Origin of the sequence: Chitinimonas prasina, assembly GCF_030160395.1 — a bacterium.
In the GTDB taxonomy this organism is placed as follows: Bacteria; Pseudomonadota; Gammaproteobacteria; order Burkholderiales; family Chitinimonadaceae; genus Chitinimonas; species Chitinimonas prasina.
In genome coordinates, this window is the sequence record NZ_BSOG01000002.1 from 299,495 (window position 1) to 316,399 (window position 16,905).

Below are 16,905 nucleotides of genomic sequence, written 5' to 3' on the forward strand. Positions count from 1 at the left end.
ATGCAGCAAAACAAAACAGGGACGCAGCTGCGTCCCTGTTCAGTCTTACCGTGTTAAAACCAGCCGAAATGCTTACTTCTTGATCTGGTAAAACGCCGCACGGCCAGGATAGTAGGCAGCATCACCGAGTTCTTCTTCGATGCGCAGCAACTGGTTGTACTTGGCCATGCGATCCGAACGGCTGAGCGAGCCAGTCTTGATCTGCATGCAGTTGGTGGCAACCGCCAGGTCCGCAATGGTGCTGTCTTCGGTTTCGCCCGAGCGATGCGACATCACCGAGGTATAGCGATGGCGCTTGGCCAGGTCTACGGCCTGCAGGGTTTCAGTCAGCGAGCCGATCTGGTTGACCTTGATCAGGATGGAATTGCAGATGCCGCGCTCTATGCCCTGGGCTAGTATCTTGGCATTGGTCACGAACAGGTCATCACCCACCAGTTGTACCCGGTCACCCAGGCGGTCGGTCAGCAGCTTCCAGCCATCCCAGTCGCGCTCGCCCATGCCGTCCTCAATCGACAGGATGGGGTAGTTGTTGACCAGGCTTTCCAGGTAATCAACCATCTGGGCCGAGCTCAACTCACGCTTGTCGCTCTTCTTGAAGACGTATTTGCCCGTGGCCTTGTCGTAAAACTCCGATGCGGCACAGTCCAGCGCAATGCAGATATCCTTGCCAAATACATAGCCAGCCTTTTCAACGGCGGTACGTATCATGTCCAGTGCTTCCTCGGCATTGGCCACATCGGGGGCAAAGCCACCTTCATCGCCGACCTGCGTAGGCAGATGCTTGTCGTGCAATATTTTCTTGAGGGTATGGAACACCTCGGCGCCGTAGCGCATGGCTTCGCGGAATGTCGGTGCGCCCACCGGGACAATCATCAGTTCCTGGAAATCCAGGCTGTTGTTGGCGTGTTCGCCGCCATTGATGACGTTCATCATGGGAACAGGGAGTGCCATGGGGCCAGAGCCGCCAACATAGCGGTACAACGGCAGGCCGGCTTCTTCGGCTGCGGCCTTGGCCACTGCCATCGAAACGGCCAGGATGGCGTTGGCGCCCAGGCGCCCCTTGTCCTCGGTGCCATCCAATTCCAGCATGGTGCGGTCGATAAAGGCCTGCTCTGACGCATCCAGGCCGATGATGGCTTCGCAGATCTCGGTGTTGATATGCTCAACAGCCTTCAGTACGCCCTTGCCCAGATAGCGGCTCTTGTCGCCGTCACGCAGCTCAAGCGCTTCGCGCTCGCCGGTAGAGGCGCCGCTCGGCACGGCAGCACGGCCCATGACGCCGCTTTCCAGCAGCACATCAGCTTCAACAGTCGGATTACCGCGCGAGTCGAGGATTTCGCGGGCGATGACTTCTACGATTGCACTCATCGGTGTTTCCTTGATGCGATTTGGGGAATTCGATTCAGGTGATCTTGGCCGAACAAGCCGTCTGTAATCAAGCAGTACCCGCTTACGATCCTGTAAGCCGGCAAAGTTGGCGACACAGCAAGCGCCCCGACCACCTGTGTTGTCGGAAGCTACCCGACCTACAAGGTGTTCTCGTGCAGCGGCTGGCGCTTGACCAGACCGTCCAGCTCCTTGAGCACCGCCAGCAACTCCTTCATGCGCGGCAGCGGCCAGGCATTGGGGCCGTCGGACATGGCGCAGGCCGGGTTGGGGTGGGTTTCCATGAACAGGCCGGAAATCCCGACTGCCACCGCTGCACGGGCCAGTACCGGCACGAATTCACGCTGGCCGCCCGACTTGTCGCCCTGCCCGCCAGGCAACTGTACCGAATGGGTGGCATCGAACACCACCGGGCAACCGGTATCGCGCATGATGGCCAGGCTGCGCATATCCGAGACCAGGTTGTTGTAGCCAAAGCTGACGCCACGCTCGCATGCCATGAAATTGTCCTCGGGCAGGCCGGCGTCACGTGCCGCCTCACGGGCCTTGTCCATGACATTCTTCATGTCGCCCGGCGCCAGAAACTGGCCCTTCTTGATATTCACCGGCTTGCCGCTCTGGGCGCAGGCACGGATGAAATCAGTCTGGCGGCAGAGAAACGCCGGAGTCTGCAAGACGTCCACTACAGCCGCGACAGGCTGAATCTGGTCGATCTCATGAATGTCAGTCAGCACCGGCACGCCAATCTGCTCACGCACCTTGGCCAGAATGCGCAGGCCCTCATCCATGCCAGTGCCACGGAAGGACTTGCCGCTGGAGCGGTTAGCCTTGTCGAAGCTGGACTTGTAGATAAAGGGAATGCCCAGTTCGCTGGTGATTTCCTTGAGCGTGCCTGCGGAATCCAGGGAGAACTGCTCACCCTCGATCACGCAGGGGCCAGCTATTAGAAAGAAAGGCTTGTCCAGTCCGATTTCGAAGCCGCAAAGTTTCATGGACTACTCCGTTAGGGGTGAGGCGTGAGGAGCGGTGCGGGATATTGTCCCGCCCACCACACCCCACCCCTCACGGGGTTGATCAGCAGCTCAGACCTTCACGGCCGTGCTCACGGGCGTAAGCAATTGCTGCCTCCACATAGGCCTTGAACATGGGATGACCATCGCGTGGCGTCGAGGTGAATTCCGGGTGGAACTGGCAACCAAAGAACCAGCGGTGACCAGGCAACTCTATGGTCTCGCACAGGTGATTGGGGTCAGTGGAACGGCCGCTGACCTTCAGTCCTGCAGCTTCAAGGCGCGGCAGGTAGTGGTTGTTCACTTCATAGCGATGGCGATGACGCTCGACTATGCGGACTGCACCATAGACGGTGGCGGCGAGCGAACCGGCTTCCAGATCGCATTCCTGGCTGCCCAGGCGCATGGTGCCGCCCATATTGGAATTCTCGTCACGGACTTCCACCTTGCCATCGTGGTTGACCCACTCGTCTATCAGCGCTACCACCGGGAACGGTGTTTCCAGTGTGAATTCGGTGGAGTTGGCATCGGGCATGTCCGCCTTGTGGCGTGCATACTCGATCAACGCCAGCTGCATGCCCAGGCAGATACCCAGATAAGGCACGTTGTTCTCACGGGCATACTGCACCGCACGTATCTTGCCCTCCACGCCGCGCTTGCCAAAGCCGCCAGGCACCAGGATCGCATCCATGTTCTTGATCTGATCCAGATTACCGCCCTCGAGCTCTTCCGAGTCCACATAGTGGATCTTCACTTCGCTCTCGGTATGGATGCCGGCATGCTTGAGCGCTTCAATCAGCGATTTGTAGCTCTCTGTCAGGTCCACATACTTGCCGACCATGGCGATATTGACAGTCTGCTTGGGATTGTCGATCGCATTGACGATACGATCCCACAAGGCCAGGTCGGCCTTGGGCAGATCCAGCTGCAACTGCTTGGCAATGATGTCATCTATGCCCTGCTCGCTCAGTACGCGCGGAATCTTGTAGATGCTGTCCATGTCCGGGCAGGACACCACGGCCTTCTCGGCCACATTGGTGAACAAGGCGATCTTGCGCTTTTCTTCTTCCGGCACCATGCGGTCCGCGCGGCAGATCAGCACATCCGGCTGGATGCCGATCTCACGCAGCTCCTTGACACTATGCTGGGTAGGCTTGGTCTTGATCTCTCCTGCGGCCGCAATATAAGGCACGTAGGAGAGGTGGACGAAGCAGGTGTTCTCACGCCCCAGGATGACGCCCATCTGACGGATGGCTTCCAGGAAAGGCAGGGATTCGATATCGCCCACCGTACCGCCTACTTCGATCACGGCCAGTTCGGCATCGGCCGCACCCTGATCAATGAACAGGCGGATTTCATCGGTGATATGGGGAATGACCTGAACGGTCTTGCCCAGATAGTCGCCACGGCGCTCACGCTTGATCACCGACTCGTAAATCTGGCCGGTGGTGAAGTTGTTGGCCTTCTTCATCTTGGCGTGGATGAAGCGCTCGTAGTGGCCGAGGTCGAGGTCGGTCTCGGCGCCGTCTTCGGTTACGAAGACTTCACCGTGCTGCATGGGGGACATGGTGCCCGGATCCACGTTGATATAGGGATCGAGCTTCATCATCGTGACCTTCAGGCCACGTGATTCGAGGATAGCCGCAAGCGACGCGGCGGCGATGCCTTTCCCCAGAGAGGAGACAACGCCGCCGGTAACGAAGATGAACTTGGTCATGGCTGAAAACGCACAGTGGTAATTCCGTATTCTACTCCGATCGACCCCTCCCCCTCAATCCGGATGAACGTAATTCCTTGGTTTTACCGATAATTAATTGCGCCAAGGCTCAGCGCGTCCAGGCGGCCACCCATTCATCCAGATGATCCTCCAGCATCCATTCATCCAGTATGTGCTGGCGCAGGGCGTCGCCACGTCGTGCCAACTCGTCCATATCAGACAAGTGCTCGCGTATGGCCTTGATCCAGTCCGCATGGCGGTTCTTCAGCCGGGTTACCGGGAAACCACCCTGGTAAGGCACGATATCGGTGCAAATGACCGGCCAACCCAGAATGCCATATTCCAGCAAGCGCAGATTGGACTTGGCCTCATTGAAGGGATTCATCTCCAGCGGCGCCAGCGCCAGATCAAGGTTCAGGCTGGCCAGCTTGGCCGGGTAATGCTCAAACGGCACACCCCCATGCACCTCAGCCACAAAAGGACGGACGGCATCAGGGCACAGGCCGAAGAATATCCAGTCCACCTCGTTGGCCAACTCCTTCACCACCGAGACGATCAACTCCAGATCCCCCGTGTGCCCTACCCCGCCAGCCCAACCCACCCTGGGCTTGCGCCCCTGTCGGCGCAATGAAGTCAGGTTGCCCCAGACGGGCGCCTCCAGTCGATTCTTCACCACCCGGATGTCGTCGCACATATCGCGATACGCTTCCTGCAGCGGCTCGGTCGATACCACAAAGCGGTCTGCCAGGCGCACTCCTCGGCCGAACCGGGCGGCAATGTCCTTGGGAATCTGCGCCTTGTGCACGCTCTTGGTCGGCACATGGGTAATCAGGTCGTCGATCTCATAGATCAGCAGCGGCCGCGCAAACTTGCTGTAGGTCTCCAGGATGGAGAGCTGCTCATCGGATGTCTGGCGCTGGAACACCAGACCATCCAGTTCAATCCGTTCCAGATCGGTCACGCTGAAATGCTGCTGGTGTATGCGCCCCCATAGCTTGCCGTGGCGGGTAGCCGTACGGGCCGGCATGATCAGCCGATAGTTGCCACAGCCCATGCGATCTGCCGGCAACACCACCACGCGCTTGAGTGGCCGCCAGGGCAAGGTATCCCACACCAGATTGACGCTGGGGTGCATATGGAACGGCTCCACCTCCAGCAGCAGATTGGGGTTGTAATTCGGGTCTCGTGCCAGCTGCGGCAACCAGTCCCGGTACAGCGCCTCCTGCTCGGCCGATTTTTGCTCCGCACCTGCCGCGAACAAGGCTGCCGCATTGCCGTCGCAAATCAAATTGACAAAGGGCGTCCACAAAGACTGCAGGCCCTGCTGTGCTAGGCGTAGACAAAGCTCCAGCTCGGCATCCTGGCTGTATTGCGCGGTGTTGAAGCCCCCTACCGCATAAAACACATTGCGCCGTATTGCAATACAGCCGCCCCGCAATGCGGAGACATTCTGCGGCAGATGGGCACGGCCCATGTAACCGGCAAAATCCAGCGCAACCTGGGTATAGGCCGGCTCGGCCGGGCCGTTATAACCCAGCACCCTGGCCGTCTCCCTGACCTTGCCCTGGCTGTCAAACAGGCGCGGCGCCACTGCGCCGATCTCCTGCCGCAAGGCCAGGCCAGTCAGCTGGCTCAACCAATCGGCGTCCAGCACGGCGATATCTGGCTGCAGCATGACCAGGACCTCGCCCTGGCTGGCATCCGCCAACGCGTGATACAGCACTGGCAACGACTGCAGGTCCGGTGAGGTAAAGACCTTGAGCCGCGGATCGTTCAGCGCATCCAGCTCATTCAGCCAGGCCACCATGGCCGGGTCTTGCGATCCATTATCCAGTAGCAGCAGCTCGTAGTTGGCATGGCTGGTCTGGCTGACCAGCGATTCCACGGCTCGCCGCACCTTGTCAAACTGGTCACGCACCGGCAATAGCAAAGACACCAGCACGTCCACCGGGGCGGCGTAGTCCAGCCTGAAACTACCGGGGAAGTAGCCAGGGCGTATGCTGGCGGGCAGTTGGCAACGGTCTATATGCTGCTGCAGGGCCTCCCGCGCACGCGCTATCAAGACCTCGGAGTCCGCCCGGACATGGCCGCCGTCCTCTGCCCGGTGATACAGCACGTCAGCCAGGTGGCCTATGGCCGGTGCGCCAAAGCGCTCAAGTGCACGCAATACCAGGTCGGATTCCTCCACACCCGCCAGCGCCGCATTGAACCCGCCCAATTCCTTGAATGGCTGGGCTCGCACCAGTAGCAGCCCACCGATATAGGGCTGGGCACGCAGCAGGTCCAGATTGATATCCGGCTTGAACTGGGGGTGGCTGTAGTGGCCATCCACACCCAGGCGGTCCTCGTCTGTGTAGAGTACCTGCCAGGCCGCATGCCGATGGCTGGCTTCCATGGCAAACAGCAAGGCGTGGGCTGCCAGCTCGTCGCCCGCATCCAGCGTACATATCCAATCAGCCGTAGAAGCAGATGCCGCCATATTGCAGGCAGCCACAGGCTCGCCGCTGATCCGCCCCCAGCGGAACCGCTCACCCAATGGCAAGCCCCCAGGCGCATCGCGGTCCGACAGTACGGTGATGATCACGTTGTAATACAGCTGGGCAGACAGCGACTGTATGCTGCGTATCAAGCGCTTTTCGCAGTCGCCCAGGGCGTAGAGGAAAACCTCCACGCTGGGATGAGATGGCCAACTGGCCATATGCGACTCGAACAGCTTGGCCTCGATATCGCTGAGCGCATGGCGCTTCAGCCAAAGCTCGTAGCCGTCTTCTTCCGTACTGGCCGTCGTACGGCGGTAGTCGACCAGATCGCGGTCCGATGCGCCAGGCGCAGCAATCACCGTCAAGGTCTTGGCCGTCAGCTCACGCCGCTCCTGCGGGGTGGCATTGCTGAGGCTGAAACGCCCCAGACCCACATCACGTGCCTCGGTATCGGTCTCGGCCTTGTGAGCCTCATCCTGCAAGCGCGCATCGGCCTGGTATGTCAGGCTGGTCAGGCACAAATCCATGCTGTGGAGCAGTCTTGCCAGCTCCTTCCGGGTCCAGGGCCGTGGGGCGGCCAGCTGTTCGGGTTCATCCACCGGCCACCGGCCTTCAGCCAGCTCTGCCAACAGCAGCACGTTGCGTGCATTGGGCACGCTCAGATGCAATCGGGCCTTGGGTGTCAGCAAGGGGCGTAATTGCTTGAGCCAGCCCCAGGGGTTGGTCAGGCGGGCAAACTGGTCGCCAAACAGCAGCAAATCGGCCGTGCCCGGTTGCAGGGGTAGATCGCCGGGCACACCCTCATGCCAAGGACCAAAGGGCTCGTGGTTCAACGCCCAGGCGGCACGCCCCAGATTGTCCAGCCGTATGGTCAGCACCTGCCCTGCACGCTGCGCTTCGGTGCAGACATCCCTGCCGCGCCAGTCGCCGCCGACAAACTCAATGGCTGTCGCAGCCGCCTGAGCCTCTGCCGCCCATTGCAGCCTAAGTGCGTCGCGCGACTGTAAGCTGGCCGGGGCGTGTTGCTCGAATTGTCGTTGCCAGGGCTGTTGCAGCAAGTCTCGGGCATCAGCCACCGGCTCCGCCTGCGTCAAGCGCCAAAGCCTTCCCATCAGCTCGGCCACGCGGTGGGTGGCCTGGCCATCGGCAGCCGCATTCAAGCGTGGTGCAAAAGCCGCCATGGCGGCCAGCTTCCCGCTGCGCCAGCCGGGCTGATCCAGCAATCGGCTGATGTTGTCTGCCAGATCAGCCTGCGGGCTGACCACCACACCCGCCTCTGCCGGCAGGCCTGGACCATAGAGTGCAGCCGAGTCGGTCAGCAGGTTGATGGCGGGCACACCCGCCATGATGGCCTCCACCAGCAGGCCGGAGTTCACCGCCACCACCAGGTCAGCCGCCAGCAATGCCTGTACCGGCTCGGCATTGCTATAGGTCCAGTGCTGGTGATCCACGCCGTGGCGGGCCGCAATGTCGGCCAGCGCATCGGCGCTGTGGCTGCCGGTAGCGGGCCTATCCTTAATTACGCAGTGATAACGCCCACGTATCTGCTTGATCGCCTTGAAGAACGCCGACACGCTCCAGGCGTACAAGTCTTGCCGCATGCTGGCTGAATGCGGGGCCGACCAGGTTGTGGCAAACAGGACGATAGGCTTGTCACTGACTGCAATGCCCAGGGATTCGCACAGCAGGCGCCTATGCTCGGCGCGCTGTCCGCGCTCGGCATGCAGGCGGTCAAACTGCGGCAGGCCGGTTTCAATCAGGCGATCCGGGGCATAGCCACCGCATTCATAGTCTTCACGGGCAATCGGGCCAGAGATGGCCATCCAGTCGGCGTTCTGCTGCTGGTGCATGCCGAAAGGGAAAAAGGTCGATGGATTGTGCTCCAGATGCAGGCTGGGCACGCCTCGCGCCTTGGCCCACAGCACGGCTGTCTTGGCCATGGCCATGTAGTCCTCGTTGACCACCAGCAAGCCAACCGGGTTCTGCGCCGCCACGGCATCCAGCTCACGCACCAGCTGCTGCAGCCAGCCCAGCATGGCATCGCTGGCCTGGGCTTCCAGCGCGGCCGCGATACCTGGTTGATGCAGATAAGCTGCATGCTCGGCCTCATAAGCCGCCCATTGCCTGGCTTGCTCCGGCCCAAAGGCCTCATCGCGCATGCGCCGGCCAGCCTGTATGCCTGCGTGGGGAATCTCCTCGGGCAGGATATGAATGGCGGCACCATGCTTGTTGAGCACCTCACGCAACTGCAACGTGGCGAACTGCGCCACGGTGACGATTACATGAGGTTCACGCCCCGCCAGATAGCGGTCGAGCACGGCGGTATTTTTGTCCCACACCAGCCAGATCAGGGCAGCACGGCCTGCTTGCTTGGGCTCAGTCATGCGCGGTTTCCTTGAAGGCGCGATAGTGCTCCTTGAGCAGATCGGGCAAGAGGTAATAATCATATGCGGGCGCCAGACTCACGCCCCGATAGGTCAGCGCCTGGCCCAAGCCAGCTTGCTGGTGCCAGTCCAATGTGGTTTTCAGTGCCAGTTGGTCCAATACCTGCTGCCTGCGCCAACGCAACAGATCATGCCGGGGGGTGTCGCCCAGCCAGCTGATATCGGGCAGTTCCGCGTCAGTGCGCGGGTTGGCGCTGCAGCCATCAGCCCAGCACAAAAAGAGAAAATAGCGGTTACGGTAATGGACCAGGTGGTTGTCCATCCGTTTCTGCCAGTCACGAGGCGGCTCCTGCACCAGCCAGTTTTCCAGGTCGTCGAGAAAGGATGCAAAACGAGCGTCTTCGCTACGCCATGACAGCCAGCGCAACCAGAGCGGGCGCCAGCGGCCGGGCGTATCAGCCAACTGGGCAAAAACCTGCGTACCAGGCGGCAGCCATTGCCGTATCGCGAATTCCATATTCACTGCTCCATCAGGTGCGCACAAACTCATCGCGCAGCAGGCCAAATTCCACCACATCCAGCCAGGCGCCATGCTTGTAGACGGCTTGGCGCCGTAGGCCTTCCTGCTGCATGCCCAGCTTGCGGGCAAGCGCCAGCATGGCCTGATTGTCGGCAAAGGTACCGCAATGAATGCGATGCAGATTGAGATTGTCAAAGCCATGGGCCACGATCAGCCTGGCGGCCTCCAGACCATAACCCTGGCCCCATGCCGTGCGGTCGCCCAGCAGCACTGCAAACTCGGCACTGCGGTTGGCAGCCTGCAAGGCTTGCAGGCTGATATTGCCTATATGGCGGCCATCGTCACGCACTACCATGGCCAAGGTCAGCGCATCGCGCGTTTGCCGGCTGCGGGCGATGAACTCACGCGCCATCTCACGGCTGTACGGCCAGACGCCATGGCTGTTGCCGGCGCAGACCAGCGGGTCGTTCAGCCAGCCAGGGTAAGGGCCGTCCGCATCAGCGTCGCACAAGACCCGCAGGTCCAGCCGACTACCTTGCAGCAGAGGAGTCATCACGCCCCCTCTGCCCTGAGGCTGTCCAATTGTCCGAACACTTTGCGAAAGGCCGCTATCAACTGTGCCAGATCGCCATCCGTCCATCCGGCATGTACCAGATCACCGGTCAGCAGTTCACTGGTATGCATCCGTTCCGTTACCGGGCAGAGTACCGCGTGATAGTCAGGCAGGCGTCCCTCCGCCCTGGCCAACGAGAACGGAAAACCCTCAGATCCCATGGCGATGCCTTTGCGGTACATCGGTTGCCAGTAGATGGGTTTGACGTAGCCCTCGCCAAGCGGAAAACCTTCGGCCCGCATGGCAGCGGCAACCCGGGCGCGCGGCACACCGGTTGCGGCTGCCGCATAGTGCATGGGGAATACATACCAGCCGTGTGCGATGCCCGGCTCCACGCGCGGCATGGTCAAACCAGGCAGATCCACCAGTTCGCGCATCAGGGTGGCGGCATTGTCCTGCCTGCGCTTGAGCAGTTGCGGCAGCTTCTTGAGCTGCTCGGCTGCAATCGCCGCCTCGATCTCCGTCATGCGGTAGTTGAAGCCAATCAGGTTGACCAGCTCCTCGGGCGCGATATCAGGCGATTTCTGCTGTACCACCACCTCGGCATGGTTGCGTATCAGTTGCAGCCGCTCTGCCAGTCTGGCGTCCTGGGTGGTCACCACACCACCTTCGCCGCTATGGATGGTCTTGTGGTAGTTGAGGCTGAAGACAGTCATGTCTGCCTCGCCACCTGCCACCCTGCCATCCCGGCTGGCGCCTGGCCCCTGGGCATTGTCCTCAATCACGGTAATGCCTAGCGGCTTTGCTAGCGCCTTGATGGCGGCGATATCGGCAGGGTAGCCGAACAGGTCGACCACGATGATGGCGCGGGTACGGGGTGCGATGAGCGGCCGAATGGTCTCGGGCGTCAGGCAGAAGGTCTGCGGATCGATATCGGCAAACACCGGTATGCCGCCATACACCACGGCCGCCACGGCAGATGCGCTCATGGTATAGGCCGACACGATGACCTCGTCGCCGGGCCCGACACCCGCTGCACCAACGGCGGCAAACAGGCCTGAGGTCGCCGAGTTGAGGCTGACAGCGTACTTGACCTGGAAATACTGCTCCCAAGCGCGCTCCAGTGCCTGCACCCTAGGCCCGCCGAAGAAATCTGGCGACCAGGTTCCCAGGAATTGCGACAGCACGCCGCTATCGAGCACCGCGTTGACGGCGCTGCGCTCCTCATCCCCCAGGGTGCGATAGGTGGGGGGCGCCTCACGGCGCACCGGCTCGCCACCCAGCAATGCGAGTCTGTTTTGCATGTACCTGCCCTGTCTTTGGCTATTTGTTGAGTAGGCCCGGAAGCCCCCCGGCATACCCTTATGGCTACCTACCCTCGCCCTGGCAAGCCCGCATGGCCAGGTGGTAGTTTGCTACCCTCGCACAAGCAATTCCAGTACCAGCATACCCAGACGCTCAGTGGCCTGTCCATCCGGCAACGGCGCCGAGGAAGGTGGTAGCGTGTCCAGCCAGCCAGCCAGCTGCGTGGCAAAGCCGGCGCGGCGGGTTACCGCCGTACTCCAGCCGTGCCGGTTGGCGGGCAGCACATCCGGCCCTATCAGGCCAGGCTGATAGCTCATTACCGACTTACCCAGCAGGCAGGCCTCCTGCAGCAGCATGGAATTCATGCCCAGCACGCCATCGGCGGCCAGCACCCAATCCCGCCCATTGTCGCCCTCGGCCAGCCTGGCCCAGGCATGCGGCGCCAGGCGCGAGCGCCAATCAGACATGCACTCACGCGGGTGGGACCTGACCCAAACCTGCGTGTGCCTTGTCAGCGTCGGTATCGCAGCCACCAGGTCTGCCCAGACATCGGCTTCGCAGTAACCGACAACCTGGCGTGCCGCAGCCTCGCTCCCATAAAGCGCCGCCAGTGGCTGTGAGACAAACAATAGCGTTCGGGATTGTCCTGCCTGCTGATCATCACGCAGGACTTGTCGCCTTGCCGGTGTAAACGCTTGCAGCAGCGCCGGCAAGGCATCCAGAGCAGGTTGGCCGGTGATGTGTATCTGGGGTGCCCCCAGGGTGTGGAGTTCTGCGGCACTGGCCGCATCCATCACGGCCAGGTGCTCTGGCCAGATCCAGTCCTGGCTGGATTGGAAGCGCAGCGGGTAGTTGGACCAGAAATCCAGCAGGGCCAGGCTGGTCAGCCCACTGAGTCGAGCGTGCTGCCACAGCCGCCGCTCCAGATCCACACCATTGGCCGAGGTTGCCGTCAGCAAGAGTGCGGCCCCATGCCCGGCCAGCCAGGCAGCCGCATCGAAACCGTGCTCGGGCAGCGGCTCCACCTGCCAGCCCAACGCGGCCCACAAGGCGGGTGCCTGCCGATACCCCGCAGCATGGATGCGGCACCCCTGCTGTCTCAGCCACCCCAATGCCGGCGCCAAGGCATTGGCGCCACCAGGATCCCCGGCTACCGCCAATATCAGAGGCTCAGCCAAGCCTCACCTCGATGCCGCCCTGCTGCAGGCTGGCGATAGCGGCCTCCGCCAGCCGCAAGGCGGTCAAACCGTCGCCTCCTTGGCAGAGTGCAGGTCGGCCTTGCTGTACCGCCTCGACCAGGTCAGTGACGGCATGCAGCAGCACATCCTTCAGCAGATCATCCTGCCGCCCTTGCGGCAAGAGTTGCCGGTAGCCCGGGTAATCCGGGCTCTCGCCGGCACGCCAGGACTCGAATACCTGGCCAGACTCGCTAAATCGCAGCCTGGCCTGATCTGTAAAGACTTCCAGCTCAAAGCTGGCATAGTCGTGATGCGACAAGGCCTGCAGCCACCCCGTGGCACCACAGGCAAACCCAAGCTGCACCGAGGGGCTGGGGTCGTGCTCATAGGCTGGCATACCGCAATCCACGGCACGAACCGTCACGATCTCGCCGGCTAGCAGCCGTGCCCAATCCAGCCAGTGGCTGCCATTGTGGGTAATGCCCTTGGTGTAATGTCCTTGCAAGGACAATACCTTGCCCCATTCGCCGCCGCGCAGGCGTGCGGCAATATGCTGCAGGCGATGTGAATAACGCCGGCTGTAGTTCACGGCCAGCGCCACGCCTCGCTCACCTGCCAAGGCAAGCAGCGCAGCCGCTTCGTCCGCCGAGAGCGCCAGGGGTTTTTCCACCAGTACGCCACGCACGCTGGCGCATTGCAGTACATCGCGCAACACTGCGGCATGGGTCGCATCCGGGCTGGCGATACTGACCAGGGCGGGCTGGCACTGCAGCAGCATGGATACATGGTCGGCATGGGCAGTCGCACCATAGGCTTGCGCTGCTTGCTCGCGAGCCGCCTCCACAGGGTCCGCCACGGCAAGCAAGCTTACGCCAGGGTGCCTGGCATACGCCGCCGCGTGATTGGCCACGCCCACGCGGGACGAGAGGCCGACAAAGCCGGTACCAATACGCCCACAACCTATCACCGCTGCCGACAGGATCATGCCAGGCAGTCCCAGCTCAAGGGGGTGCCGCGCGGTAAGTCACGTCCCGCACGGCGGCCCAGTACAACCTCCAGATGCTTGGGCGGCAGGCCCAGGCCTGGGCGTATAGCACGCACATTGTCGGCGCTGAAAACCTCGCCAGCGGCGATATTCTCAACCACATACAACGAACGGCGATACACCAGCGATTTCTGCTCGGCACTGGTGGCACCGTACTGGACTTGGCCCATGGCCTGCCAGGCGCGCTCGGTTTCGAGCACCAGCGAGGCCAGCTCTGCGGGCTCCAGCGAGAAGGTGGCATCCACCCCGCCATCGGCACGGCGCAAGGTAAAATGCTTCTCCACCACGACTGCCCCCAATGCCACCGCCGCCACCGCCGCACCCACCCCCATGGTGTGATCGGACAACCCCACCTCGCAGCCAAACAGCTCGCGTAAATGGGGAATGGTACGCAGGTGGGTATTCTGCGGTGTCGCAGGATAGGTACTGGTGCATTTGAGCAGTACCAGGTCACGACATCCAGCCGCCCTTGCCTCGCGCACGCTCTCGTCCAGCTCTGCCACATTGGCCATGCCGGTGGAGATGATCATGGGCTTGCCAGTCGCAGCCACCTTGCGTATCAGCGGTATATCGGTGTTCTCGAAGCTGGCGATCTTGTAGGCCGGCACATCCAGCGTCTCCAGAAAATCCACCGCCGTCTCATCGAAAGGGGTGGAGAACGCCAGCATGCCCAAGGCCTTGGCCCGCTCAAAGATGGGCTGATGCCATTCCCAGGGGGTATAAGCCTCCTGGTACAGCTTGTAGAGCGACGTCCCGGCCCACAGGCTATTAGGGTCGCCAATATGGAACTCGCCCTGGTCCAGGTCCAGCGTCATGGTATCGGGCGTGTAGGTTTGCAGCTTGAGCGCATGGGCGCCTGCCTGCGCCGCCGCCTCAACAATGGCCAGGGCACGCTCCAGCGACTGATTGTGATTGCCGCTCATCTCCGCGATCACAAATGGTGGCGCATCCCTGCCTATCTGGCGTGAACCTATCTTGAATCCGCTCATGGGTATTTGGCTCCGTGCAGGCTCCATGCCTGCTACAAGATTATCAGGCCTGTTTCATTGCGTGCAGGCCAATCGGGCCGGGCTTTCAGCAGCTGGCCGGGTCCGCCTCCAGGTGCCGTACAAAATGGCAATCCGCCTGCACATACCCTGCTTGCCGGAACAAGCCCAAGGAGGCCTGGTTGTCCGGTCTGACGATGGCGTCGATCGCCAGCAGATCGGGCCAGTATTGCTTGATGTGCTGATCGCCCCGCTGCAGCATTGCGCGGGCCCAGCCCAGGCCTTCGCGGCCCGCCAGCAAGTAGATCGACACCTCGGCCCGCCCTGCCCCAGTATGGTCATAACGCAGCACTCCCACAGGCCCATCGCTGGCTTCGGCAACCAGCAAGCGGCGATCCGGGTTGAGCAGCGATGCCGCTAGCCAGGCCAGATGCCTGTCCCATGGAATGGGTGCAGTCTGTAACGACCAACGCCGCACCGACTCGGCATTGCGCCCTTCATGCAGCAAGCGGGCATCGTCCTGAGTCGCCGGTCGTAGCCTTAGGCCTTGTGCCAACAAAGCCGCCGCGACTCGCTGCGCACCCAGGCCATCCACCAGTTGCCCCGATCGCTGCGACAGGCTGAGGCGCAAGCCATGGTTGCCTGCCAGCAGCCGTATGGCCTCACGCAAACCCGCCACGGTCACCTGCCCGGCCTCGCCTAGATACAGCTGCGCACCTGCGGCTGCCATATGTTCCGCATTGGCAACCTGATTAGGCGCAACCGCTATGCATACGGTTGGCAGGCCCAGGGCAGCGCGCTCCCAACTGGTGCCACCGCCAGCACCGACAAAAAGGTCGGCCTGGCGCATCAGGCTGGCAAAGTCAGCCACATGCCGGTGCAAGCGCCAGTGCGGCTTGCCCTCTGCTTTTTGCACCAAACCCGCCCAGGCTGGGTTGGCCGCACCCGCCACGAAATCCACTTCCAGATCGGGCAGGTCTGCCAGGGCATCCATGGCCTTGAATGTCTCTCCGCCAGCATCCACCCCGCCAAAACTGACCATTACCCGCCTTGCCAGCGGCGAAACCACCGTCGCCCCACCACGGTACGCCGGCCGTAGCAAGGCATAGCGTGGGCCAAGCAAGGCCCTGGCATGGTTTGGCAGCAAGCGGGTGTAATCGGCATGCAGCGCTGACAGATTCTGGTCCAGCAGCAGGTCGGCCGCATGGCCACGATTGGCCAGGTCGTCCACCACCGCAATGCACTGGGCGTATTGCCGTGCGGCCTGCTGCCAATGCGCATCCAGGCCATAATGGTCCACCACCACCCAATCGAACTGGGCCTGCACGGACAACACGGCCCGCAAGGCGTCGATATCCGCTTGCCAGTCCAGGGCGGCCTCGATATCCACCTCGGCCACCTCCCCCGGATAGACCGCCGGCAAAGCATGGGCAACAAAACCCTGGTCCGCGATAAGGCCGAGCGCATTGCCCGGCAAGGCCCTGCAGGCAAAGCTCACTTTTGCACCTGCCGTAGCCAGCACATGGGCCAATGTCAGGCAGCGCATGACATGCCCGGAACCTATTGCCAGCGATGCATCTGCCCGAAACAGGATATTCACGGCTGTATCTCGCCTCCTGCCAACAGGGCGCCATAGAGATACTCCGCCCGCTGCCAATCCTCTGCCGTATCGATGTCCTGCACCAGATAGCGCGGCAGTATCACGGGCAAGGAGGCAGGTGAGAAAATCACCTCACCCCGCAACCAGGCCTCAGCCCGACCCCAGTAGAACTGGCCGGCATCGTGGTAAGCCTCTTCCAGATCCTGCGAGCGGGTGTTGCGGTACTCCGGGTAAAGCGCATCGATACAGCCATCCTGGTCCAACCGAATGGCGCGCTGCACCGGAAAAGGAAAACTGGTTACCGAGAAAGCATAGGCTTTGTCGGTGCGGGCACTCAGCGCGGTATGGCCGGCACGCAGGTACTGCGCCTGCACGAAGGGCGCCGTGGCATAGATGCAGCAGGCCATTTCCACGGGCACTCCCGCTGCCTGCAAGGCGGCAACGGCGTGCTGTATCACTGCGATGGTGGTGGTGTGGTCATCGGCCAGCTCAGCTGGGCGGGTGAAAGGCACCTCGGCCCCAAGGTCAAGGGCCAGCGCCATGATCTCGGCGTCGTCCGTGCTGACCACGATACGGTCAAACAGGCCACTCGCCTTTGCCGCTGCAATGGAATAGGCCATCATGGGGCGCCCATGAAACAGCCTGATGTTCTTGCGCGGTATGCGCTTGCTACCGCCACGGGCGGGAATAATGGCGACCTTGGTCATATCATGGCAGCTATCTTGGGTTGTCCGGCAACTC

12 protein-coding genes are annotated in these 16,905 nt (G+C 61.8%); all 12 read right to left on the reverse strand.

From position 1 onward, the window contains the following. Positions 1–72 precede the first annotated feature (72 nt). Complete coding sequence (gene eno / locus QQK16_RS08600) at positions 73–1,368, reverse strand: phosphopyruvate hydratase (protein ID WP_284196040.1); 1,296 nt, start codon at positions 1,366–1,368, stop codon at positions 73–75. A 158-nt stretch (positions 1,369–1,526) separates the two neighbouring features. After that, complete coding sequence (kdsA, locus tag QQK16_RS08605; protein WP_284196041.1) at positions 1,527–2,378, reverse strand: 3-deoxy-8-phosphooctulonate synthase; 852 nt, start codon at positions 2,376–2,378, stop codon at positions 1,527–1,529. 82 nt (positions 2,379–2,460) lie between these two features. Then, entirely contained in the window at positions 2,461–4,113 is a 1,653-nt protein-coding gene (locus tag QQK16_RS08610) for a CTP synthase (protein ID WP_284196042.1), read from the reverse strand. Between the two features lie 109 nt (positions 4,114–4,222). Continuing rightward, positions 4,223–8,977, reverse strand: a complete 4,755-nt coding sequence (locus QQK16_RS08615) for a glycosyltransferase (RefSeq protein ID WP_284196043.1) — start codon at positions 8,975–8,977, stop codon at positions 4,223–4,225. Next, the gene (locus QQK16_RS08620; RefSeq protein WP_284196044.1) at positions 8,970–9,494 is read right to left on the reverse strand and encodes a hypothetical protein; all 525 of its coding nucleotides are present in this window, start codon (positions 9,492–9,494) and stop codon (positions 8,970–8,972) included. The genes QQK16_RS08615 and QQK16_RS08620 overlap by 8 nt, the downstream gene beginning before the upstream one ends. A gap of 13 nt (positions 9,495–9,507) precedes the next feature. Then, positions 9,508–10,050 carry a GNAT family N-acetyltransferase gene (locus QQK16_RS08625; protein WP_284196914.1) on the reverse strand — a complete coding sequence of 181 codons (543 nt, stop codon included), beginning with the start codon at positions 10,048–10,050 and terminating at the stop codon, positions 9,508–9,510. After that, on the reverse strand, positions 10,050–11,354 hold the full coding sequence (locus QQK16_RS08630) for a DegT/DnrJ/EryC1/StrS family aminotransferase (protein WP_284196045.1): 1,305 nt from the start codon (positions 11,352–11,354) through the stop codon (positions 10,050–10,052). The genes QQK16_RS08625 and QQK16_RS08630 overlap by 1 nt, the downstream gene beginning before the upstream one ends. A gap of 111 nt (positions 11,355–11,465) precedes the next feature. Beyond that, on the reverse strand, positions 11,466–12,533 hold the full coding sequence (locus QQK16_RS08635; protein WP_284196046.1) for a hypothetical protein: 1,068 nt from the start codon (positions 12,531–12,533) through the stop codon (positions 11,466–11,468). Then, on the reverse strand, positions 12,526–13,518 hold the full coding sequence (locus QQK16_RS08640) for a Gfo/Idh/MocA family protein (protein WP_284196047.1): 993 nt from the start codon (positions 13,516–13,518) through the stop codon (positions 12,526–12,528). The genes QQK16_RS08635 and QQK16_RS08640 overlap by 8 nt, the downstream gene beginning before the upstream one ends. Next, a complete protein-coding gene (pseI, locus tag QQK16_RS08645) occupies positions 13,515–14,567 on the reverse strand; it encodes a pseudaminic acid synthase (protein ID WP_284196048.1) in 1,053 nt (350 codons plus the stop codon). Before pseI ends, QQK16_RS08640 begins: the two co-directional genes overlap by 4 nt. An 85-nt stretch (positions 14,568–14,652) precedes the next feature. After that, positions 14,653–16,164: a UDP-2,4-diacetamido-2,4,6-trideoxy-beta-L-altropyranose hydrolase gene (gene pseG / locus QQK16_RS08650; protein ID WP_284196049.1), complete on the reverse strand. Its 1,512-nt coding sequence runs from the start codon at positions 16,162–16,164 to the stop codon at positions 14,653–14,655. Further along, entirely contained in the window at positions 16,161–16,871 is a 711-nt protein-coding gene (gene pseF, locus QQK16_RS08655) for a pseudaminic acid cytidylyltransferase (protein WP_284196050.1), read from the reverse strand. The genes pseG and pseF overlap by 4 nt, the downstream gene beginning before the upstream one ends. Positions 16,872–16,905: the final 34 nt, after the last annotated feature.